The 19,386-nt window shown below is 67.2% G+C and carries 21 protein-coding genes; 12 read left to right on the forward strand and 9 right to left on the reverse strand.

Going from position 1 to position 19,386, the window contains the following annotated elements:
* Positions 1 to 8 precede the first annotated feature (8 nt).
* From cysW to G3W89_RS14855, 5 genes are all read right to left on the reverse strand, one after another.
* Positions 9 to 908 (reverse strand): sulfate ABC transporter permease subunit CysW, encoded by a 900-nt coding sequence (gene cysW / locus G3W89_RS14835; RefSeq protein WP_162574879.1) that lies wholly within the window; start codon positions 906 to 908, stop codon positions 9 to 11.
* The gene (cysT, locus tag G3W89_RS14840; protein WP_162574881.1) at positions 905 to 1,795 is read right to left on the reverse strand and encodes a sulfate ABC transporter permease subunit CysT; all 891 of its coding nucleotides are present in this window, start codon (positions 1,793 to 1,795) and stop codon (positions 905 to 907) included. The genes cysW and cysT overlap by 4 nt, the downstream gene beginning before the upstream one ends.
* A complete protein-coding gene (locus G3W89_RS14845; protein ID WP_162574883.1) occupies positions 1,796 to 2,800 on the reverse strand; it encodes a sulfate ABC transporter substrate-binding protein in 1,005 nt (334 codons plus the stop codon).
* Positions 2,797 to 3,375, reverse strand: a complete 579-nt coding sequence (locus tag G3W89_RS14850) for an RBBP9/YdeN family alpha/beta hydrolase (RefSeq protein WP_162574885.1) — start codon at positions 3,373 to 3,375, stop codon at positions 2,797 to 2,799. Before G3W89_RS14850 ends, G3W89_RS14845 begins: the two co-directional genes overlap by 4 nt.
* Before the next feature lie 173 nt (positions 3,376 to 3,548).
* Positions 3,549 to 4,463 (reverse strand): LysR family transcriptional regulator, encoded by a 915-nt coding sequence (locus G3W89_RS14855; RefSeq protein WP_162574887.1) that lies wholly within the window; start codon positions 4,461 to 4,463, stop codon positions 3,549 to 3,551.
* Between the two features lie 133 nt (positions 4,464 to 4,596).
* Here G3W89_RS14855 and G3W89_RS14860 point away from each other — a divergent pair, with 133 nt between their 5' ends.
* A complete protein-coding gene (locus G3W89_RS14860; protein ID WP_162574889.1) occupies positions 4,597 to 5,244 on the forward strand; it encodes an FMN-dependent NADH-azoreductase in 648 nt (215 codons plus the stop codon).
* A 100-nt stretch (positions 5,245 to 5,344) separates the two neighbouring features.
* On the opposite strand, the gene G3W89_RS14865 is transcribed toward G3W89_RS14860, so the two are convergent.
* The 3 genes from G3W89_RS14865 to G3W89_RS14875 form a co-directional block, all read right to left on the reverse strand.
* Positions 5,345 to 5,896, reverse strand: a complete 552-nt coding sequence (locus tag G3W89_RS14865) for an NADPH-dependent FMN reductase (RefSeq protein ID WP_162574891.1) — start codon at positions 5,894 to 5,896, stop codon at positions 5,345 to 5,347.
* 83 nt (positions 5,897 to 5,979) lie between these two features.
* On the reverse strand, positions 5,980 to 6,885 hold the full coding sequence (gene epsC, locus G3W89_RS14870; protein WP_162574893.1) for a serine O-acetyltransferase EpsC: 906 nt from the start codon (positions 6,883 to 6,885) through the stop codon (positions 5,980 to 5,982).
* 86 nt (positions 6,886 to 6,971) lie between these two features.
* A complete protein-coding gene (locus G3W89_RS14875; RefSeq protein ID WP_162574895.1) occupies positions 6,972 to 7,997 on the reverse strand; it encodes a sulfate ABC transporter substrate-binding protein in 1,026 nt (341 codons plus the stop codon).
* A 135-nt stretch (positions 7,998 to 8,132) separates the two neighbouring features.
* Between G3W89_RS14875 and G3W89_RS14880 the strand changes: the two genes are divergently transcribed.
* From G3W89_RS14880 to G3W89_RS14895, 4 genes are all read left to right on the forward strand, one after another.
* Positions 8,133 to 8,405, forward strand: coding sequence for an oxidative damage protection protein (locus tag G3W89_RS14880; protein ID WP_162574897.1), 273 nt, complete (start codon positions 8,133 to 8,135; stop codon positions 8,403 to 8,405).
* Positions 8,406 to 8,421: 16 nt separating this feature from the next.
* The gene (gene mnmC, locus G3W89_RS14885; protein ID WP_162574899.1) at positions 8,422 to 10,305 is read left to right on the forward strand and encodes an FAD-dependent 5-carboxymethylaminomethyl-2-thiouridine(34) oxidoreductase MnmC; all 1,884 of its coding nucleotides are present in this window, start codon (positions 8,422 to 8,424) and stop codon (positions 10,303 to 10,305) included.
* Positions 10,306 to 10,357: 52 nt separating this feature from the next.
* Positions 10,358 to 11,257 carry a transglutaminase family protein gene (locus G3W89_RS14890; RefSeq protein WP_162574901.1) on the forward strand — a complete coding sequence of 300 codons (900 nt, stop codon included), beginning with the start codon at positions 10,358 to 10,360 and terminating at the stop codon, positions 11,255 to 11,257.
* A 114-nt stretch (positions 11,258 to 11,371) separates the two neighbouring features.
* Complete coding sequence (locus G3W89_RS14895; RefSeq protein ID WP_162574903.1) at positions 11,372 to 11,542, forward strand: hypothetical protein; 171 nt, start codon at positions 11,372 to 11,374, stop codon at positions 11,540 to 11,542.
* Between the two features lie 16 nt (positions 11,543 to 11,558).
* On the opposite strand, the gene G3W89_RS14900 is transcribed toward G3W89_RS14895, so the two are convergent.
* Positions 11,559 to 12,458 (reverse strand): LysR family transcriptional regulator ArgP, encoded by a 900-nt coding sequence (locus tag G3W89_RS14900; RefSeq protein WP_162574905.1) that lies wholly within the window; start codon positions 12,456 to 12,458, stop codon positions 11,559 to 11,561.
* Positions 12,459 to 12,528: 70 nt separating this feature from the next.
* Between G3W89_RS14900 and G3W89_RS14905 the strand changes: the two genes are divergently transcribed.
* The 7 genes from G3W89_RS14905 to G3W89_RS14935 all read left to right on the forward strand — a co-directional run bounded on the left by G3W89_RS14905 (position 12,529) and on the right by G3W89_RS14935 (position 19,383).
* On the forward strand, positions 12,529 to 13,173 hold the full coding sequence (locus G3W89_RS14905; RefSeq protein WP_162574907.1) for a LysE/ArgO family amino acid transporter: 645 nt from the start codon (positions 12,529 to 12,531) through the stop codon (positions 13,171 to 13,173).
* Between the two features lie 176 nt (positions 13,174 to 13,349).
* Positions 13,350 to 13,964, forward strand: coding sequence for a PAQR family membrane homeostasis protein TrhA (trhA, locus tag G3W89_RS14910; protein WP_162574909.1), 615 nt, complete (start codon positions 13,350 to 13,352; stop codon positions 13,962 to 13,964).
* A gap of 7 nt (positions 13,965 to 13,971) precedes the next feature.
* Positions 13,972 to 14,694 (forward strand): extensin-like domain-containing protein, encoded by a 723-nt coding sequence (locus G3W89_RS14915; protein ID WP_162574912.1) that lies wholly within the window; start codon positions 13,972 to 13,974, stop codon positions 14,692 to 14,694.
* A gap of 36 nt (positions 14,695 to 14,730) precedes the next feature.
* Complete coding sequence (locus G3W89_RS14920) at positions 14,731 to 16,338, forward strand: MFS transporter (RefSeq protein WP_162574914.1); 1,608 nt, start codon at positions 14,731 to 14,733, stop codon at positions 16,336 to 16,338.
* 230 nt (positions 16,339 to 16,568) lie between these two features.
* Positions 16,569 to 18,347 (forward strand): nitrite/sulfite reductase, encoded by a 1,779-nt coding sequence (locus G3W89_RS14925; protein ID WP_162574916.1) that lies wholly within the window; start codon positions 16,569 to 16,571, stop codon positions 18,345 to 18,347.
* The gene (locus tag G3W89_RS14930; protein ID WP_162574918.1) at positions 18,344 to 18,766 is read left to right on the forward strand and encodes a DUF934 domain-containing protein; all 423 of its coding nucleotides are present in this window, start codon (positions 18,344 to 18,346) and stop codon (positions 18,764 to 18,766) included. The genes G3W89_RS14925 and G3W89_RS14930 overlap by 4 nt, the downstream gene beginning before the upstream one ends.
* The gene (locus tag G3W89_RS14935; RefSeq protein ID WP_162574920.1) at positions 18,763 to 19,383 is read left to right on the forward strand and encodes a phosphoadenosine phosphosulfate reductase domain-containing protein; all 621 of its coding nucleotides are present in this window, start codon (positions 18,763 to 18,765) and stop codon (positions 19,381 to 19,383) included. Before G3W89_RS14930 ends, G3W89_RS14935 begins: the two co-directional genes overlap by 4 nt.
* The last annotated feature ends 3 nt before the right edge of the window (positions 19,384 to 19,386 follow it).

The following is a 19,386-nucleotide window of genomic DNA, read 5'->3' on the forward strand; positions in this document are numbered from 1 at the left end:
TGTAATCCTCAGGTGCTGGCGGCGGACAGCGGCTGCTCGGGCGGCAGTTCGGCCAGGGCCTTCATCTCGCGCTCGTGGCGCCATTCGATGACCGACTTGATGACCAGCGTGACGAGCGCCAGGATGGCCAGCAGCGAGGCGACCGAGAAGGCGGCCACCGACTGGTATTCGTTGTAGAGCACTTCGACGTGCAGCGGCATGGTGTTCGTCTGGCCGCGGATGTGGCCCGAAACCACCGACACCGCGCCGAACTCGCCCATGGCGCGCGCGTTGCACAGGATCACGCCGTACAGCAGCCCCCACTTGATGTTGGGCAGCGTCACGCGCCGGAAGGTTTGCCAGCCGGTCGCGCCGAGCACGATGGCGGCCTGCTCCTCCTCGGTGCCCTGGGCCTGCATCAGCGGGATCAGCTCGCGCGCGATGAAGGGGAAGGTCACGAAGACGGTGGCCAGCACGATGCCGGGCACGGCAAAGACGATCTTGATGTCGTGCGCCGCGAGCCAAGGGCCGAACCAGCCCTGCGCGCCGAAGACCAGCACGTAGATCAGGCCCGCGACCACCGGCGACACTGCGAAGGGAAGATCGACCAGCGTGGTCAGCAGCGCCTTGCCGCGGAACTCGAACTTGGCGATGGCCCAGGCGGCGGCCACGCCGAAGACCAGGTTCATCGGCACCGCGATGGCGGCGGTGATCAGCGTGAGGCGGATGGCGCTCCAGGCATCGGGCTCCTTCAGGGCGTCGAGGTACGCGTCGAGTCCCTTGCGCAAGGCCTCGGTGGCGACCGCGGCCAGCGGCAGCACGAGGAACAGGAACATGAAGGCGAGCGCCAGGCCGATCAGCGTGAAGCGAACCCAGGGCGCTTCGGTGGTGCCGGCCTGGGCGCGGCGAACGGTTCGGCTGCTGCTCATGCGGACGCTCCACGGCGCCGCTGCCAGGCCTGCAGCGCGTTGATGACCAGCAGCAGCATGAAGGAGATCACCAGCATCACCAGCGCGACCGCCGTGGCGCCCGCGAAGTCATACTGCTCCAGCTTGCCGATGATGATCAGCGGCGTGATCTCCGAGATCATCGGCATGTTGCCGGCGATGAAGATCACCGAGCCGTACTCCCCGATGGCGCGGGCAAAAGCCATGGCAAAGCCGGTCAGCAGTGCCGGCGTGATCGACGGGAGGATCACCTTGGTGAAGGTCTGCAGCCGCGTCGCCCCCAGGCTGGTGGCGGCCTCCTCCAGCTCCTTCTCGGTGTCCTCGAGCACCGGCTGCACGGTGCGCACCACGAACGGCAGGCCGATGAAGATCAGGGCGATCACCACGCCGGCGGGCGTGAAGGCGAGCTTGATGCCCAGCGGTTCGAGATACTGGCCGATCCAGCCGTTGCCGGCGAGCAGCGCGGTCAGCGAGATGCCGGCCACCGCGGTGGGCAGCGCGAACGGGAGGTCGACCAGCGCATCGACGATGCGCTTGCCCGGGAACGTGTAGCGCACCAGCACCCAGGCCACCAGCAGTCCGAAGACCAGGTTGACCAGCGCGGCAATGAGCGAGGCGCCGAAGGTCAGCCGGTACGAGGCCATGACGCGCGGCGCGGTCACTGCGATCCAGAACTGTTCCCAGCTGAGCAACGAGGTCTTGAATGCCAGCGCCGACAGCGGGATCAGCACGATCAGGCAGAGATAAAAGATCGAAAAGCCCAGCGTGAGATGAAAGCCGGGCAGCACGCGCCGCGACACTCCCGTGTTGCCCGGACGTGGCAAAGGCGCTGCCGAGGACGGCAGCGCCGAAGAGAGAGCCCCGCTCATTTACTTTCCGCCAGGCGTATACAGCTTGTCGAACTGCCCACCATCGTTGAAGTGCACCTTCTGCGCCTCTCCGAGGCTGCCGAACAGTTCCTGCACGGTGAAGAGCTGCAGCGGCTTGAACGTGGCAACGTGCTTCTTGAGCACCGCCTCCGAGCGCGGGCGCAGCGCGTGCTTGGCGGCGATCTCCTGGGCTTCGTCGGAATACAGGTAGTCGAGATAGGCCTTCGCCAGTTCGGCAGTGCCCTTCTTGGCAACCGTGCGCTCGACCACCGCCACCGGGTTCTCAGCCACGATGCTGATCGAGGGATAGACCGCATCGGCCTTCCCGGCGCCGAACTCGCGCTCGATGGAAACCACTTCCGATTCGAAAGTGATCAGCACGTCGCCGATGTTGCGCTGCAGGAAGGCGGTGGTCGCGTCGCGCCCGCCACGCGCCAGGATGGGCACGTTCTTGAACAGCTTGCCCACGAACTCGGCGGCCTGCGCATCGGTGCCGCCCTTCTTCTTCACATAGCCCCAAGCGGCAAGATAGGCATAGCGTCCGTTGCCGCCGGTCTTGGGATTGACGATGACCACCTGGATGCCGGGCTTGATGAGATCGTCCCAGTCCTTGATCCCCTTCGGGTTGCCCTTGCGGGTGAGGAACAGCATGGTCGAGGTGGTGGGCGCCGCGTTCTGCGGGAAGCGCTTGGCCCAATCCTTCGCGACCACGCCGGCGTTGGCGAGGAAGTCGATGTCGGTGGTGGTGTTCATGGTCACCACGTCGGCATCGAGGCCGTCTGCGACGGCGCGCGCCTGCGCGCTGGAGCCTGCATGCGACTGGTCGATCTTGACGTCCTTGCCCGTTGTCTTTTTGTAGTGCGCCACGAAGGCCGCGTTGTAGTCCTTGTAGAACTCGCGAGCAACGTCGTAGGACACGTTCAGCAGGGTCTGGGCCGATGCGGCACCAGCGGCGGCCGCCAGCGCCAGGGCGGCAATGATCGTCTTCGTTTTCTTGAAAGTCATAGGGTTGCCAGTGGTTCGAAGGGGGGACGGTCGCTCATCGGCGTGCTGGATTCGTCGGTCAGCGACTGGAGCAGCGCCAGCCCCAAGGGCCAGTCGCCATGTCCCGAATCGATGTTGATATGGCCGGCATTTTGCATGCGAACGAATTCGCTGCCCCAGGCGCGGGCATAGGCACCAGCCAGGCGCACCGGGCAATACGGGTCGTTGCTGCTGGCCACCAGGATGCTGCGATACGGCAACCTGGCATAGGGCGCGGGTGCGAAGTCCGCGAGCGCGGCACGACGTTCGGGGTCGGCAGGCGCCACCAGCAACGCACCACGCACGCGGGCCGCGGCGGCTTCGGGCAGATGCACCGTCGCAATGCAGCCCACGCTGTGGGCGACGATCACCACGGGCTCGGGACTTTCCAGCACCAGCTTCTCGAGCGCGGCCACCCATGCCCCGCGCCTCGGGGTGACCCAGTCGTCCTGCACCACTCGCACGGCGCTCTGCATGCGCTCGGCCCACAGGCTCTGCCAGTGGCCCGGGCCGGAGTCACGCCAGCCGGGCACGATGATGATGGTCGCGGCGCTCACGCGCTCGTCCGTTCAGCGCGGAAATCGGGGGCCGTGTTGCCAAGGCGCGGGGTTGACATGGTCGGTTGCATTCTTCTTCGCTGCTGGAAAGAGGGCCGATTCTGCGGAGGATCGCTTCGAAGCCAAACGAATATCTACTTGTTTCGATATGGCATATGGCGAATAAGCAGCCGTCAGACCATGAGTTCGAAGCCCTCTGTTCCGGCGTGCTCGTCCAGGAAGTCGATCAGCTTCCGGATTGCCGGCACCAGCGCCCGCCGCGATGGAAACACCGCATGCAGGATTCCCGCCGGAGGCCTCCACTCCGGCAGCACTTCCACGAGCCGGCCTGCGTCGAGGTCCTCCTTGCACATGTAGCCCGGCAGGATGCTGGCGCCAACGCCCTCCACCACCGCGAACTTGAGCGTCAGCAAATCGTCCGCCAGGTAGCGCGGCTTGAACTGCACGGTGCGCATCGCGCCGCCTGGGCCCTCCAGCGACCAGTTGACGCGTCCGTCGGAAGCCGACTGGGCCACGGTGTCCAGGCGCGCGAGATCGTCCAACTTGCCAACCGGGCCCTGGCGCCGCAACTGCTCCGGGCTGGCCACCAGCATGGGCCGAGCGATGGCGAACTGCTTGGCGACCAGTGTGGTGCTGTCCTCGATGACCGGCCGTACGCGCAGGGCCAGGTCGATGCCCTCCTCGATCAGGTCGACCGCCCGGTTCAGGATGCGCATCTCGATCTGCACCGCCGGATAGCGCAGCATGAACTGCGACACCAGCACGCCGAAGTTGCTCTGCGCGAGGGTGATCGGGCAGCTGATGCGCACCAGCCCGCGCGGCTCGGTCTGCACCTGTGCGATGGCTTCGGCCGCGGCCTCGGCGGCATCGCGCATCGCAATGCTGTGCCGCAGGTACAGCTCGCCCGCAGGGGTCAGCGAGAGCTGCCGGGTAGTGCGCTGCAGCAGCTGCACGCCCAGGCGTGCTTCCAGTTCGGCCACCCGGCGCGAAAGCCGGGATTTCGGGATGCCAAGGGCTCGCCCAGCGGCGGCAAAGCCGCCACGCTCAGCCACCTCGGCGAAGAAAACCATGTCGTTGAGATCTTGCATGCGCGGATTGTTCCACCAATAGGACGATGTGTGCGAAATTTACCGACTTATCACGGAATCGGCTCAAAAATAGAATCACATACATGCCGACCAATCCCTGTGCCGGCGCCTTGTCGAAAGAAAGCGATTGATCATGAAACTGCTGCATGTTGATTCCAGCGTCCTGGGCACCAATTCCGTCTCGCGCCAGCTCACCGCGGAGATCGTGGCCGAATGGCGCAAGAACCAGCCCGAGACAAGCGTCGAGTACCTCGACCTCGCCGTGGACACCCCCAACCACTTCAATTCGGATGCGCTCGGGATCAAGGTCGGCGCGCAAGCCAATCCGACCGAAGCCCAGCGCCGCGAGAACGCTGTATCCGAGCGGCTGGTGAGCCAGTTCCTGGCGTCTGACGTGATCGTGATCGGGGTACCGCTCTACAACTTCAGCGTGCCGACCCAGCTCAAGGCCTGGATCGACCGCCTGGCGCAAGCCGGCCGCACCTTCACCTACACGGACAAGGGCCCGGTCGGCCTGGCGGGCGGCAAGACAGTGATCGTGGCGTCGACCCGTGGCGGCATCTACTCGACGAGCGAAGGCGGCCAGGCGTTGGAACACCAGGAAAGCTACCTGAAGGCCATCTTCGGCTTCTTCGGCATCACCGACGTGCGCGTGGTGCGCGCCGAGGGCCTGGCGATGGGCGATGCGCTCAAGGCCGCTGCGCTGAGCGCCGCGCGTGCCGACATCCCGGCCGCGACGGGCGAAGCCGCGAACCAGGACCGCGCTGCGCTCGCAGCCTGAATGCCGCGGTTCAGGCACTGGCCTGTCCTTGGGGGCGGGCCACCAATGGCCCGCAATTCACGTCAAGTAGGAGTCTGGGGGGCCGGCTCAGGCGAGCCACTCAACTGCCGTGACGCTTGACCCAGGCCACATAGGTGTCCACCCAGCTCTGGAGGAAGTTCTTGCTGCCTTCGGCAATGTGGCCCTTGTCGTCGAACAAGCCTTCCTTGTTCTGGATGAACGCTTCGGGCTGCCCCATGGTGGGCACGTCGAGATAGGCGAGCACATTACGCAGATGTTGCTGCGCGAGCGCCGTGCCGATCGCGCCAACCGAGATCCCGATCACGCCAGCCGGCTTGCCGGCCCACGCGCTCTGCCCATAAGGGCGCGAGGCGTGGTCGATCGCGTTCTTGAGCACACCGGGCATGGACCGGTTGTACTCCGGCGTCACGAAAAGCAGGCCCTGCGCGGCCGCGATCTCCGACTTGAGCCGCTTGACCGAAGGCGCCTGATTCCCGTCATCGTCCTGGTTGTAGAGCGGCAGGTCGTCGATGCGCAAATGCTCGAGGGTGAAGTCCGAGGGTGCAAGGTGCGCGATGGCAAACGCGAGCTTGCGGTTGAACGAGTCCTTGCGCAGGCTGCCGATGACGACGGCGATTCGGGTCTGGCTCATGAAAGCTCCTTTGGAGTGGATGTGAAGGTCAGGCAAATTATGCGAAGCCCTTTTGACCTTTTCTGGACAAGCTCAATCGCAATCTAGTCGCAACCTGCCTTCTGCAGGTTCGCCTGGGTGATGTTGGCGCCGGCCGGCACGTCATCGGTGATCCAGGTGTTGCCGCCGATGACCGCGCCCTTCCCCAGCGTGACGCGCCCGAGGATGGTGGCGCCGGCGTAGATCACCACGTCGTCCTCCACGATCGGATGCCGCGGCAACCCCTTCTGCAGGTTCCCGTCCGGGTCGGTGGGAAAGCGCTTCGCGCCGAGTGTCACCGCCTGGTAGAGCCGCACGCGCTTGCCGATCACGGTGGTCTCGCCGATCACGACGCCGGTGCCGTGGTCGATGAAGAAGCCGGCATCGATGTGCGCACCGGGATGGATGTCGATGCCGGTCTGCGCATGCGCGAGCTCGGCGACGATGCGCGCGAGCAGCGGCAGGCCGAGGCCGTAGAGTTGATGCGCGAGCCGGTGGTGGATCATCGCGAGAACGCCGGGGTAGCACAGCAGCACCTCGTCGACGCTGCGCGCCGCCGGATCGCCCTGGTAGGCGGCGAGCACGTCGCCATCGAGCAGCCGACGGATCGCCGGCAGCGCGGCGGCGAAGTCGTGCACCGCCTGCTGCGCCTGGTCATCGATGGCGGATGCTTCGCGCGGCTGGTGGCGCGCGTTGTAGCGCAGCTCCAGCCGGGCCTGCACCAGCAGCGATTGCAGCGCCGAATCGAGCGTGTGGCCGACATAGAAGTCCTCGCCCTCGTGGCGCAGTTCGGGCGGGCCGAGGCGCATCGGGAACAGCGCGCCTTTCAGCGACTCCACGATCGCGGCCAGCGCATCGCGCGACGGAAACTCGCGGCTGCCCGGCTCGCGCGAGCGCTTCTGGGCGTCCCGCCATTCTTCACGCGCCTCGCGCAGCGCAAGCACGATCTCACTCACTTCGAATCCGGCCATGGCTCTCTCCTTGGGCGCCCATTGTTACGGCAAATGGGAGCCGGCCGTGGCCGGTGGGGGCTTAAGGATGCATGGTGCGATCCCGCTCACTTCGTGGGTGCGTAGATCTGGTCGAAGGAGCCGCCGTCGGCGAAGTGCTCCTTGTCCGCCTTGGCCCACCCGCCGAAGGCCTGGTCGATGTTGAAGAGGGTGAGCTTCGGGAACTGCTTGTCGTACTTGGCTTTCGCCTTCTCGGAGGTCGGGCGGTAGTAGTTGCGGCCCGCAATGTCCTGGCCTTCGTCGGAGTAGAGGTACCTCAGGTACTCCTCCGCCACGGCGCGGGTGCCCTTCTTGTCGACCACCTTGTCAACCACTGTCACGGTGGGCTCGGCCAGGATGCTGATCGAGGGCACCACGATCTCGAACTTCTCGGGGCCGAACTCCTTCAGCGCCAGGAAGGCCTCGTTCTCCCATGCGAGCAGCACGTCGCCCACGCCGCGCTGGACGAAGGTGATGGTGGAGCCGCGCGCGCCCGTGTCGAGCACCGGCACATTCTTGAAGACCTTGCCCACGAACTCCTTGGCCTGGGCATCGCCGCCGTACTTGCGCTTGCCGAACTCCCAAGCCGCCAGGTAGTTCCAGCGCGCGCCGCCCGAGGTCTTGGGATTGGGGGTGATCACCTGCACCCCGGGCTTGGCGAGGTCGTCCCAATCCTTCAGGCCCTTGGGGTTGCCCTTCTTCACCAGGAAGACGATGGTGGAGGTGTAGGGTGCCGAGTTGTGCGGCAGCCGCTTCTGCCAGTCGGCCTTGACCAGGCCGCCGTGCGTCACCAGCGCATTGGTGTCGCCTGCCAGCGCCAGCGTGGCGACGTCCGCATCGATGCCATCGATGATCGACCGCGCCTGCTTGCCCGAACCGCCGTGCGACTGCTTGATCGTGACGTCCTGGCCGGTCTTGCCCTTCCAATAGGCGGCAAAGGCCTTGTTGTAGTCCACGTAGAGCTCGCGGGTCGGGTCATAGGAGACGTTGAGCAGCGTCACGCTCTGCGCGAACGACGGCAACGCCGTGAGGGCGATGCCGGCCGCAGCGGCGGCAGCGAGGGAAAGCTTGATAAAGTCGCGGCGATAGCTCATGGTCTTGTGCTTCAGGAAGGCATAACAGTGAGGCTTTGAATTCTGAATACGGCATAAGGAAACGGGAACGATCGAGTTCTCAGTTCTAAATAGCCAAATCAACTAAGCAACCCCTTCCCTTCAAGAGGCATCGAAATGGCACGCATGGTCCAGTGCATCAAGCTCGGCAAAGAGGCCGAGGGGCTCGATTTCCCGCCCTACCCTGGTGAACTCGGCAAGCGCATCTGGGAAAGCGTCAGCAAGGAAGCCTGGGCTGCCTGGCTCAAGCAGCAGACCATGCTGGTCAACGAGAACCGGCTGAACCTGGCCGATGCCCGCGCCCGCCAGTACCTGGCACGCCAGATGGAAAAGCATTTCTTCGGCGAAGGCGCCGACACTGCCCAAGGCTACGTGCCCCCCGCAGACTGATCGTTCGGCTCGCGCGATGGCCGAGCCGGTCACCTGGGGCGCCGAGGGCGTGCCGCACAGCGCGCGCTTCGGCGACATCTATCATTCCGAAAGCGGTGCCTTGGCGCAGGCCCGGCATGTGTTCCTGGGCGGCTGCGGGCTGCCCGCGGCCTGGGCCGGCCAGTCGCAATGGCGAATTCTCGAAACCGGGTTCGGACTCGGCATTTCATTCCTGACAAGCTGGCAGGCTTGGCGCGAAGACCCTCGACGACCCGGGTTGCTGCACTTCGTCTCGATTGAGGCCCACCCGGTCGGGCGCGAGGATCTCCTGCGAGCCGCGGCAAGCCATCCCGAGCTCGCCCCGCTGGCCGAGGCGCTGGCGGCGCAGTGGTGCGGCCTGCTGCCGGGCTTTCACCGCCTGGTCTTCGAAGGTGGGCGCCTGCTGCTCACCCTCTGCGTCGGCGATGTGCAGGCCATGCTGCGGGCGCAGCATCGCTTCGACGCCGACAGCATCTTCCTGGATGGCTTCAGCCCGGAACGCAATCCGCAAATGTGGTCGGCCGAGACGCTCAAGGCTGTGGCCCGCTTTGCGCGCCGCGGGACGCGGCTGGCAACCTGGAGCGTGTCGCGGCCGGTGCGCGATGCACTGGCGCCCTGCGGCTTTCGGCTGCACAAGGCGCCCGGCCTGCCGCCCAAGCGCGACTGCCTGCAAGGCGTGTTCGATCCGTCGTGGCCTTTGCGGCGGCAAGCCCAGGGCCCGGAGGTGGTCCCGGCGCCGGGCCGCTGCGCCGTGATCGGTGCCGGGCTCGCCGGCGCTGCCGTTGCTGCGAGCCTGGCCCGGCGCGGCTGGCAGGTGCAAGTGCTGGAAGCCGGGCTGCATCCCGCAGCCGGCGCCTCGGGCCTGCCGGCCGGCGTGCTCGCGCCGCATGTCTCGCCTGACGACGCCCTGCTCTCGAGGCTGATCCGCGCGGGCGTGCGCGCCACCTGGGAACAGGCCGCGATGCTGCTGGCCGAAGGTACCGACTGGCGCGCAAGCGGCGTGCTCGAGCGGCGCGGCGCCGGGCTGGCCCGCCTGCCGGAAGGCTGGAGCGCCGACGGGCCCAACGAGTCCTGGCATGCCTCGCCCGAGCAATTGCGCGAGGCCGGCCTGCCCGCTGATGCCACCGCCATCTGGCACGCACGTGCCGGCTGGGTGCGGCCGGCGCGGCTGGTCGAGGCCTGGCTGCGTGAGCCCGGCATCTACGTCCGGACGGGCAGCCGCGTCGCCCGGATCGAGGCTTCGTCACGGGCCGTGGGACCCTGGGTTTTGCGCGACCCAGAAGGCATGTTGCTGGCCGAAGCGGATCGGGTCGTGATCGCAGCCGGCCACCAGAGTGCAGCACTCGCGCCGGCGATGCCGCTGCAGCCGGTGCGTGGCCAGGTCGCCTGGGGACGCATGGCCGAGGGCCTGCGCCTGCCCCCGATGCCGATCAACGGCGACGGCCATCTGATTGCGCACGTGCCCGATCCCGCTGGGGCGCTCTGGCTCACCGGCGCCACTTTCGATCGCGACGAAGACGAACTCGGGCTTCGCGGCCAAGACACCGAATCCAATCGCCAGCGGCTCGCGCGCCTGCACCCCGAGGCCGCACGGCAGCTCGCGCCGCTCTTCGGACGCGGCGAGCTGCAGGCCTGGGCCGGCGTGCGCTGCGCCTCCGGCGACCGACGCCCCCTCGTCGGCCCGCTCAGCCCGGATGCGCCGGCTGGCGTCTGGCTGTGCACCGCGATGGGGTCGCGCGGACTCAGCTTCGCCGCGCTCTGCGCCGAGCTCCTGGCGGCGCGCTGGCATGGCGAGCCTCTGGCGCTGCCGGCATCGCAGGCCCGGGCGCTCGATGCGCAGCGCGGGCCTGCGGGTCGGCGCCACAATGCGCCATCGGCCTGAGCGTTTGCGCACGGCGGCGTGTCTTCCGCAGGCAAGTCATTTTCCCTTCGCCATGGCCATCCGCTACGACATCAGCCACACCACCCTCTACCGCTACAAGGAGCCGGTGCGCTTCGGCCTGCACCGCGTGATGTTCAGGCCGCGCGACAGCCACGACCTGCGCGTGCTCGCCACAGACCTGCAGGTCAGCCCCGAGGCGCATGTGCGCATGATCCAGGACCCGAATTCCAACTCCATCGCGCTGGTGCAGCCGATGGGCGAGGCAACGGAGCTGCGCATCGTGTGCTCGTTCGCCATCGAGCATGTTGCGGCCCCGCCCGACGTGCTCACGCTGGAGCCGATGGCCGAATACCTGCCCTTCGCCTACTCTGTGCAGGATCGGCTGGACCTGGAGCACTACCTGCGGCCGCACCACGACGACCCCGAAGGCACGCTGATCCGCTGGGCCCACCAGTTCCTGCACATCGACAAGCCCAACGGGACGCTCGAGGTCCTGACCCGCATGAACGCGCACATCGGCCAGAGCCTGCAGTACTCGGCGCGCGACGAAGAAGGCACACAGACACCGCTGGAGACGCTGGCGCTGGGCAGCGGCAGTTGCCGCGACTATGCGCTGCTGATGATGGAGGCGGCGCGCCGGCTCGGCGTCGCGACACGCTTCGTCTCCGGCTATCTTTACGACGCCGCGCTCGACGAGGGCGAAGCCGCTCCGGGCGAAATGATCACCGGTGCCGGCGCCACCCACGCCTGGCTGCACGCCTACCTCCCGGGTGCCGGCTGGGTCGCCTTCGATCCGACCAACAACCTGTTGATGGGGAGCGGGCAATTGATCCGCGTCGGCGTTGCGCGTGACCCTGCCCTTGCCGCGCCCATCAGTGGGAGCTGGTTCGGCAAAGCCGAAGCCTACGAGGGCCTGGAGGCCACGGTGCAGGTGCGGCGCAGCGCCGGCTGAGGGAGGCTCGGTTTTTTTGCGACAGCGAGGCCGTGGCAGGAGGCTGTCATGACACTGTGTTTTTATACAGATAAGATGCCCTGCCTTCCCAAGAGAAATCCAAGAGGCATCGGCATGCAAACTCTCCAACCACCCGCCTCCGCCCCGGCGCGGGGTCGACACCTGTTCCTGATTCCCAGCCCCACGGTCCCCGGCCGTGTGTTGGTGCAGCGCTCGCCTCCGGGCGACCTGCGCCGGCAGGCAGCGCGCGTGATTGCCATCACGGTGCGGCACTGGTGGCGCTGATCGGGGGCGCGGGGCCCTACGGATCCAGCCCCTCGCCCGCCGCCGCGAGCACGTCCTGGGTGAGCCGCTCCAACATCGGGATCTTCAACCGCACATGGTGCCAATACAGCGGTACCTCCAAATCCGCGCCGCGCACCAGTTCGACCAGGCTCCCGTCGCGCAGGTGCGGCGCCACCAGCGGCGCCGGATTCATCCCCCAACCCATGCCCGCCATGCTGGCTGCCACGAAAGCCTCGGTGGACGGGAGCCAATGCCGCGGGACCTCGACCGGTTGACCGCAGACGTGCTGCAGCCATCGGGCCTGCAGCTTGTCCTTGCGGCTGAACGCCAGGCTGGGTGCCTGCGCCAGCGACTCGGCCTTCACACCGCGGCCAAAGTACTTCTTCTTGAACGCAGGGCTCGCTGTCGCGCGATAACGCATGCGCCCGAGTGGCACGCTGCGGCAGCCCTGGCCGGGCTTGGGGTTGGAGGTCACGGCGGCGAGCACGGTGCCGGAGCGCAGCCACTCGGCCGTGTGCGTCTCGTCGTCCACACTGAGATCCACCAGCGCCGGCTCGCGGGCGGTGAAGGCCGCCAAGGCGGGAATGAACCAGGTGGCAAGGCTGTCGGCATTGACGGCCACGCGCAAGGTCATGCGCTGGCCGGGCTCGTCGAGGGCGCCGAGCGCCGGCATGGCGCTGTGCAGCTCTCGCTCGAGCATGCTGACCTGCTCCACGTGCCGGCACAACCAGGCGCCCGCCTCGGTCGCCACGCACGGCGAGCCCCGCACGACCAGGGCCAGGCCCAGCCGATCTTCAAGCTGCTTCACGCGTTGCGACACCGCCGACGGCGTGACGTGCAGCGCGCGTGCCGCGCGTTCGAAGCTGCCCTCGCGCACCACCTGCGCGACAGCCGAGAGGGAAAGATAGTCAAGCAATGAAGTATTCCTAACGCAGATGCAGATAAGTTAACTGGACTGATTTTGCCGCGGCGCCAATCATCGGCGCATGGTCAGCAGCTTCCTCCCTTCGTTCTCCACCGGCTTCGCTCTCAGCCTGGGACTGATCGTCGCCATTGGCGCCCAGAACGCCTTCGTGCTGCGCCAGGGCCTGCGGCGCGAGCATGTCCTGCCAGTGGTCCTGTTCTGCGCGTTGGCCGACGCGCTCCTGGTGGCGCTCGGTGTGGTCGGCATGGGCCGGGTGCTCCACCGCCTGCCGGCGCTCGCCCCCGTCTTGACTGCCGGCGGGGCCTTCTTCCTCTTCGCCTATGCAGGCTTGGCCTGGCGGCGTGCGCTGAACCCGGGCGCACTGCGCGCGGCGGGTGCCCACGGGGCCGCCAGCCCGCTCTCGCGCGTGATGGCGCAGACCGCCGCCTTCACCCTGCTGAATCCGCATGTGTACGTCGACACGGTTCTGTTGGTCGGCGCAGTCGGCGCGCAGCAGGCAGGCGCCGGCAAGGCCGCGTTCGTGGCAGGCAGCGCCCTTGCCAGCGCCGGTTGGTTCGCGGCGCTGGGCACCGGCGCGCGCCTGTTGGCGCCGATGTTCGCCCGTCCTGCCGCATGGCGCTGGCTGGATGCCGTGATGGGGTCGGTGATGCTGCTGCTCGGCGCACTGCTGGCCAGCCGCGCGCTGTCAGCGCTGCTGCCGAGCTGAGGCGGTGCGCGCCGCGCCAGGCCTGCCTTGGGCTCGGCCGCACTGCCTTTGGCAGTCCCCAACATGCAGGAGGTCTAAGGCCAATGGCAGATGTGCCGCCGCGACCCGCGTTGTCTGATGTCACGACGGCGCAGCAAAACCGAGGCCCACTCCATCCATTCCTTCGAGGTGACACCATGTACCAAGGCGAACGCTTCAACGGCTACAGCCATCTGCTCGGGCTGATGCTGGCCACGGCGGCCTCGGCCATGCTGGTCACGAGGACAGTGCCCGGTGACGACCCGGCCAGGACCGCCAGCGCGCTCGTGTTCGGGCTCTCGATGGTGGCGCTGTATGGGGCCTCCACTCTCTTCCACAGCACGCGCGGCCGCATGAAGCTGTTCTGGCAGCGGGCGGACCATTGCGCGATCTACCTGCTGATCGCCGGCAGCTATACCCCCTTCGCACTCGTCACCCTGCAAGGCGCCTCGGGCTGGGCGCTGCTGGCTGCGGCCTGGAGCGCCGCGCTCTTCGGCATCGCGCGCGAACTGCGGCGGGGCAAGCCGCCGGCGCCTTCGCTGGCGCTGTACCTGGGCATGGGGTGGCTGGGCGTGCTGGCGGCCGTGCCGCTGGTGGAGCGGCTGGACGGCGCCGGCCTGGCCTGGCTGCTGGCAGGGGCCCTCTGGTACTCGGCCGGGACCCTCTTCTATCGCAACCCACTGGGCTGGCGCCACGCGCACGGCACCTGGCACCTCTTCGTGCTCGCCGGAACGGCGAGCCACTATGTGACAGTGGCGCACTTCGTGTTGTAGTCGGGGTGTGCGCGCGTTTTCACGAAATGGCCTGCTCCTCGCCTTTCTGACGGCACTGGCGGCGCTGCTGGCGGCGCTTCACTTCGGCGCGCTCGAGATCCCCGATCGCTTCGACCCCCGGGCGGCACTGGACGTGGCCTCGGAGCCGAACCTGCTCACCGGCCTCAAGCTGCGCCGTGCAAGAGCGGATCCCGCGCGCTGCTTCGCCGCCCTCGAGCAGTCCGGATTGCAGTACGAACCGGTAGCCGACCGCAGCACCGGCCAAGGCTGTGGCCTGACGAACGCCCTGCGCCTGCGCGGCGGACGCAGCGTCGCGCTGTCCTCACCAGCGCTGTTGAGCTGTCGCGCCGCACTGTCCTTTGCGATGTGGGAGCGGCACGCTCTCCAGCCGGCCGCGTCGCAGCGGCTGGGCGGTCCTATTGCGACCGTGGAGCACCTCGGCAGCTACGCCTGCCGCAACATCAATACCGGCGAAGGCAGCACGCGCGACGGCCGGCGCAGCCGCCATGCCACTGCGGACGCCATCGATGTCGCGGGTTACGTGCGCGAGGACCGGACACGCATCACCGTGCTTCGCGACTGGGGTGGCGACGATGCGGAAGCGCTGTTCCTGCGCGACGCCCACGCCGGCGCCTGCCGCTTCTTCGAGGGCGTGCTGGGCCCCGACTACAACGAGTTGCACGCGGACCATTTCCATCTCGAAGTGGGCGGCTGGGGCTTCTGCCGCTGAGCGCTTGGCTACCATGTGCGGCCGCAAGAGACCCGCATGAAATCGCAGAACTTCGCCTTCCACCATCCCATCGCCTTCTGGCTCGGCTGCATCGCCATCATCGGCGGCGTGCTGGCCCATGTGCCAATGTTCATGATGGGCCGCCACACCGGCTACCAGATGGTTGGCATGGAGATGGACTCCACCATGCTCGCGGGCATGGCCATGATCCCGCTGGGCGTACTGCTGGCCATGTACGGCCTGATGCCGCGCATCGCCCAGATGAAGAAGAGCCTGCATGCCGACCGCCACCTGCAGTTCCACGTGGCCGATGGCGTGCCGCTGAACGGCGCGCACTGGAAGCTGGTGACCGTGCTGGTGATCGCCCTGGCGGTCGACGTGCTCAAGCCCGCCACCCTCGGCTTCGTGATGCCCGGCATGACGAAGGAATACGAGATCAGCAAGCAGACCGCCGGCATCCTCGCGCTGGTGGCGCTCACCGGGACGACCGTGGGCTCCGTGCTGTGGGGCCGCCTGGCCGACGTGTTCGGCCGTCGCGCGGCGATCCTGTTGTCGGCGCTGATGTTCATCGGCACCGCGATCTGCGGCGCCATGCCGGCCTTCGGCTGGAACCTCGCGATGTGTTTCCTGATGGGCGCCTCGGCCGGCGGCCTGCTGCCCATCACCTTCACGCTGATGGCGGAAACCGTGCCGGCCGCGCACCGCGGGTGGCTGCTGGTGGCGCTGGGTGGCGTCGGCACCTCGGCCGGCTACCTGCTGGCGGCCGGATCGGCGGCGCTGCTGGTGCCGGAGTTCAGCTGGCGTGCCCTGTGGCTGCTGGGCCTCCCAACCGGCCTCCTGATCGTCTTCCTTGGCCGCTACATCCCCGAGTCGCCGCGCTTCCTCGCCAGCGTGGGGCTCGACGACCAGGCGCGGGCCGTGCTCGCGCGCTTCGCCGGCAAGAAGGCGACGGACCATGGGCCGATCGGCGCCGCTGCCGTGGTGGCTGAGGAGGAGGCGCCGGCCGGGGGCATCCGGCAACTGCTGCGCGGCAGCCACGCGCGCATTACCTGGGGCCTGATGGTCTGTGGCGTGGCGTGGGGCCTTGTCAACTTCGGGTTCCTGCTGTGGCTGCCTACCAACCTCGGCAGCATGGGGATGGACGCCGCCGCTGCCAGCACGCTGCTGGCCCGATCGGCGCTACTGGCGCTGCCGGGCATTGCGATCGTGATCTGGCTCTACCACCGCTGGAGCAGCATCAAGGCGCTGGTACTGTTCATTGCGCTGACCGCGGCGACGCTGCTGCTGTTCTTCGGCCTCGGGGTGGCGCGGGTGCAATCGAACCTCGCGATGGTGCTGACCACTGCCCTGCTGCTGGTGAGCTCGAGCGGGGTGATCGCAATGCTCATTCCCTACGCCGCGGAGATCTATCCCGTCCACCTGCGCGGCACCGGCTCGGGCGTCGTGGCAGCCGGGTCCAAGTTCGGCGGCATCCTCGGCGCGGGCTTCGGCGTGGTGGGCGTGTTCGGCCATTTCGCCGCCTCGGCCCTGCTGATCGCACTTCCGATGGCCGTGGCCGCGCTGATGCTGGTGCGCAGCGGGATCGAGACGCGTGGGCGCGGCCTCGAGGATATTCAGCAGGCGCTGCGCGGGACCTCTTCCTAGGCTGCCCGCTCGGCACCGAAGACCGGATGCCGCGTTGGGCCAAGCGGCGGTCCGCCTTATCCGGAATAAGCATTCCCATCGGCCTGCAAGCCGCATGCAGACTGGCGAATAAGCTTATCCGCATAAGACGCGAACCAAAAAATAGTTTGGTTCTATAAGAAGCACTTTTAAAGTCCGGGCTCGCGTTGACGGGCCGTGGACGCACGCCTTCCAGCAGCAAAGAAAACACGATGTACCAATACACAGATTTCGATCGCCAGTTCGTGCACCAGCGCGCGGCGCAATACCGTGACCAGCTCGAGCGCTGGCAAGCCGGCAAGCTCGCCGAAGAACAGTTCCGGCCGCTGCGCCTGCAGAACGGCTGGTATGTGCAGCGCTATGCGCCGATGCTGCGCGTGGCCGTTCCCTATGGCGAACTCTCCAGCGCCCGCCTACGCGTGCTGGCGAAGATCGCTCGCGAATACGACGCGCCCGAGGCCGAGGTGTACAAGCACGCGAACGAGGTGCAAGGCAAGCTGGGCAGCGTCCGGTTGCCGACGCACTACGCGCACTTCACCACGCGCACCAACGTGCAGTACAACTGGATCCCGCTGTCCAGGTCGGCCGACGTGATGGACCTGCTGGCGTCCGTCGACATGCACGGCATCCAGACCAGCGGCAACTGCATCCGCAACATCACCAGCGACGAGCTGGCCGGCATTGCCGTCGACGAAATAGCAGACCCACGTCCTTTCGCCGAGATCATGCGCCAGTGGAGCACGCTGCATCCGGAGTTCGCCTTCCTGCCGCGCAAGTTCAAGATCGCCATCACCGGCGCCGTGGAAGACCGCGTTGCCACCGGCTGGTATGACGTCGGCCTGCAGCTCTACAAGAACGACGAGGGCGAACTCGGGTTCCGAGTCAAGGTCGGAGGCGGCATGGGGCGCACGCCCATCATCGGCACCGTGGTCCGCGAGTTCCTCCCATGGCACCAGCTGATGAACTACCTGGAAGCCGTGATCCGGGTCTACAACCGCTACGGCCGGCGCGACAACGCCTGGAAGGCCCGCATCAAGATCCTGGTCAAGGCCGAGGGCCAGCGCTACATCGACGACGTCGAGGCCGAATACAGGCAGGTCATCGAGCACGACGGCGCGCCGCACACCATCACGCAAGCCGAGCTCGACCGTGTGACCGCGAATTTCGTGATGCCGCAAATGGCCACGCGCGTGTTCCGCAGCGCCGAGGAAACCGATGCCGAGCTGCGCGCGCAAGCCGACGAGGACGTGCAGTTCGCACGCTGGCTGCAGCGCAACGTGGCCCCGCACAAGAACCCGGCATTGCGTGCCGTCACACTGTCCTTCAAGCGTTTGGGCCAGGCGCCCGGCGACGCTTCGGCCAGCCAGCTCGAGGCGGCCGCGCAGCTTGCCGATCGCTTCAGCGCAGGTGAGGCCCGCGTCACGCACGAGCAGAACCTGCTGCTGCCCTGGGTCCACGCCGAAGACCTGCACGCGCTTTGGCTCGCCGCTCGCGAAGCCGGCTTCGCGAGCCCCAACATCCACCTGCTGACCGACATGATCTCGTGCCCGGGTGGCGACTTCTGTTCGCTGGCCAACGCGCGCTCGATCCCGATTGCCGCCGCCATCACCGAGCGCTACCAGGACCTCGACGAGCTCGATGACCTGGGTGAGATCGACCTGCACATCAGCGGCTGCATCAACTCCTGCGGCCATCATCACAGCGGCCACATTGGCATCCTCGGCGTCGACAAGGACGGCAAGGAGTGGTACCAGGTCACGCTCGGCGGCTCCGACGGTGCCGCGCGCAATGGCCCGGCGCTGCCCGGAAAGGTGGTCGGCCCATCGTTCTCGGCGGCGGAGGTGCCCGATGTCATCGAGGCTGTGCTCAACACCTACCGCGACCATCGCAATGCCGGCGAGAGCTTCATCGACGCGCTGCGCCGCGTCGGCATGGACCCGTTCAAGGCCGCTGCCAATGGCGCGCGTTTCAAGGTCGAGGAGGCCGCATGAATAGAACGCTCCAACTGATCGCCGCGGAAGACCATGTGGACGACGGCGACCCGAGCGTGCTGCAGCTGCCCAACGATGCCGATCCGCTCGCGATCGAAATCTGCCTGAGCGATGTCGAGCGCATCGACCTGAACTTTCCGAAATTCACCGACGGCCGCGCTTTCAGCCAGGCCTACCTGCTGCGGCGGCGCCTCGGCTTCAAGGGCGACATCCGCGCCACCGGCGACGTGCTGATCGACCAGCTGGTGCAGATGCAGCGCAGCGGGTTTTCGAGCGCCGTGCTCAAGGAGGGCGTGGACGCCGGTGACGCACAACGCCAGTTCGATCGCTTCGGCGACTTCTACCAGGGCGATGCGGTGCAGCCCACGCCGCACTTCGTCGCGGCGGGGTCAGAGGCCGCATCACAACCCACGACATGAACATCGACCTTCCACGCATCAACGCCGAACTCGGCCACAACGCGGAGGGCCTGGTGGACTGGGCGATCAGCTTGGGCCAGCCTGCGATCGTTACCACGAACTTTCGTCCGTTCGAGGCGGTGATCCTGCACATGGTGACGCGCGCGAAGGCGGATGTTCCCGTGGTCTGGATGGATAACGGCTACAACACCGAGGCCACCTACCGGTATGCCGACGAGGTGACGAAGCTGCTGGGTCTGGACCTGCGCATCTATCTGCCGCGACGCTCGCGTGCGCATCGCGAAGCAGTCGAAGGCCCGACGCCAGCGCTCGACGATCCGCGCCATGCCGCTTTCACCGAGGAAGTAAAACTGGAGCCCTTTGCCCGTGCGCTGCGCGAGACGGCACCGAAGGTCTGGTTCACGGCGCTTCGGGCCACCGACACAGCCGTGCGCGCGCAAATGGACGCCGTCAGCGTCAATCCGGATGGCCTGATCAAGGTTGCTCCGCTGCTGCACTGGTCGTCCAAGGATCTGCATGCCTACTGCGAGGCGCATGGCCTGCCCAACAACTTCGACTACGTGGACCCGACCAAGGGCGAAGAAAACCGCGAGTGCGGATTGCATCTCGCACATTGAGCG

Source organism: Variovorax sp. PBL-H6 (genome assembly GCF_901827155.1).
GTDB lineage: Bacteria > Pseudomonadota > Gammaproteobacteria > Burkholderiales > Burkholderiaceae_C > Variovorax.

What these genes read in the sequence shown, in the direction of transcription:
- mnmC (WP_162574899.1), top strand. Translation starts at nt 8,422, where the DNA reads ATGGCCGAGCCGGTCACCTGGGGCGCCGAGGGCGTGCCGCACAGCGCG.
- G3W89_RS14890 (WP_162574901.1), top strand. Translation starts at nt 10,358, where the DNA reads ATGGCCATCCGCTACGACATCAGCCACACCACCCTCTACCGCTACAAG.
- G3W89_RS14880 (WP_162574897.1), top strand. Translation starts at nt 8,133, where the DNA reads ATGGCACGCATGGTCCAGTGCATCAAGCTCGGCAAAGAGGCCGAGGGG.
- G3W89_RS14865 (WP_162574891.1), bottom strand. Translation starts at nt 5,896, where the DNA reads ATGAGCCAGACCCGAATCGCCGTCGTCATCGGCAGCCTGCGCAAGGAC.
- G3W89_RS14845 (WP_162574883.1), bottom strand. Translation starts at nt 2,800, where the DNA reads ATGACTTTCAAGAAAACGAAGACGATCATTGCCGCCCTGGCGCTGGCG.
- G3W89_RS14875 (WP_162574895.1), bottom strand. Translation starts at nt 7,997, where the DNA reads ATGAGCTATCGCCGCGACTTTATCAAGCTTTCCCTCGCTGCCGCCGCT.
- G3W89_RS14935 (WP_162574920.1), top strand. Translation starts at nt 18,763, where the DNA reads ATGAACATCGACCTTCCACGCATCAACGCCGAACTCGGCCACAACGCG.
- trhA (WP_162574909.1), top strand. Translation starts at nt 13,350, where the DNA reads ATGTACCAAGGCGAACGCTTCAACGGCTACAGCCATCTGCTCGGGCTG.
- G3W89_RS14855 (WP_162574887.1), bottom strand. Translation starts at nt 4,463, where the DNA reads ATGCAAGATCTCAACGACATGGTTTTCTTCGCCGAGGTGGCTGAGCGT.
- G3W89_RS14930 (WP_162574918.1), top strand. Translation starts at nt 18,344, where the DNA reads ATGAATAGAACGCTCCAACTGATCGCCGCGGAAGACCATGTGGACGAC.
- G3W89_RS14920 (WP_162574914.1), top strand. Translation starts at nt 14,731, where the DNA reads ATGAAATCGCAGAACTTCGCCTTCCACCATCCCATCGCCTTCTGGCTC.
- G3W89_RS14895 (WP_162574903.1), top strand. Translation starts at nt 11,372, where the DNA reads ATGCAAACTCTCCAACCACCCGCCTCCGCCCCGGCGCGGGGTCGACAC.
- G3W89_RS14925 (WP_162574916.1), top strand. Translation starts at nt 16,569, where the DNA reads ATGTACCAATACACAGATTTCGATCGCCAGTTCGTGCACCAGCGCGCG.
- epsC (WP_162574893.1), bottom strand. Translation starts at nt 6,885, where the DNA reads ATGGCCGGATTCGAAGTGAGTGAGATCGTGCTTGCGCTGCGCGAGGCG.
- G3W89_RS14860 (WP_162574889.1), top strand. Translation starts at nt 4,597, where the DNA reads ATGAAACTGCTGCATGTTGATTCCAGCGTCCTGGGCACCAATTCCGTC.
- cysW (WP_162574879.1), bottom strand. Translation starts at nt 908, where the DNA reads ATGAGCAGCAGCCGAACCGTTCGCCGCGCCCAGGCCGGCACCACCGAA.
- G3W89_RS14905 (WP_162574907.1), top strand. Translation starts at nt 12,529, where the DNA reads ATGGTCAGCAGCTTCCTCCCTTCGTTCTCCACCGGCTTCGCTCTCAGC.
- cysT (WP_162574881.1), bottom strand. Translation starts at nt 1,795, where the DNA reads ATGAGCGGGGCTCTCTCTTCGGCGCTGCCGTCCTCGGCAGCGCCTTTG.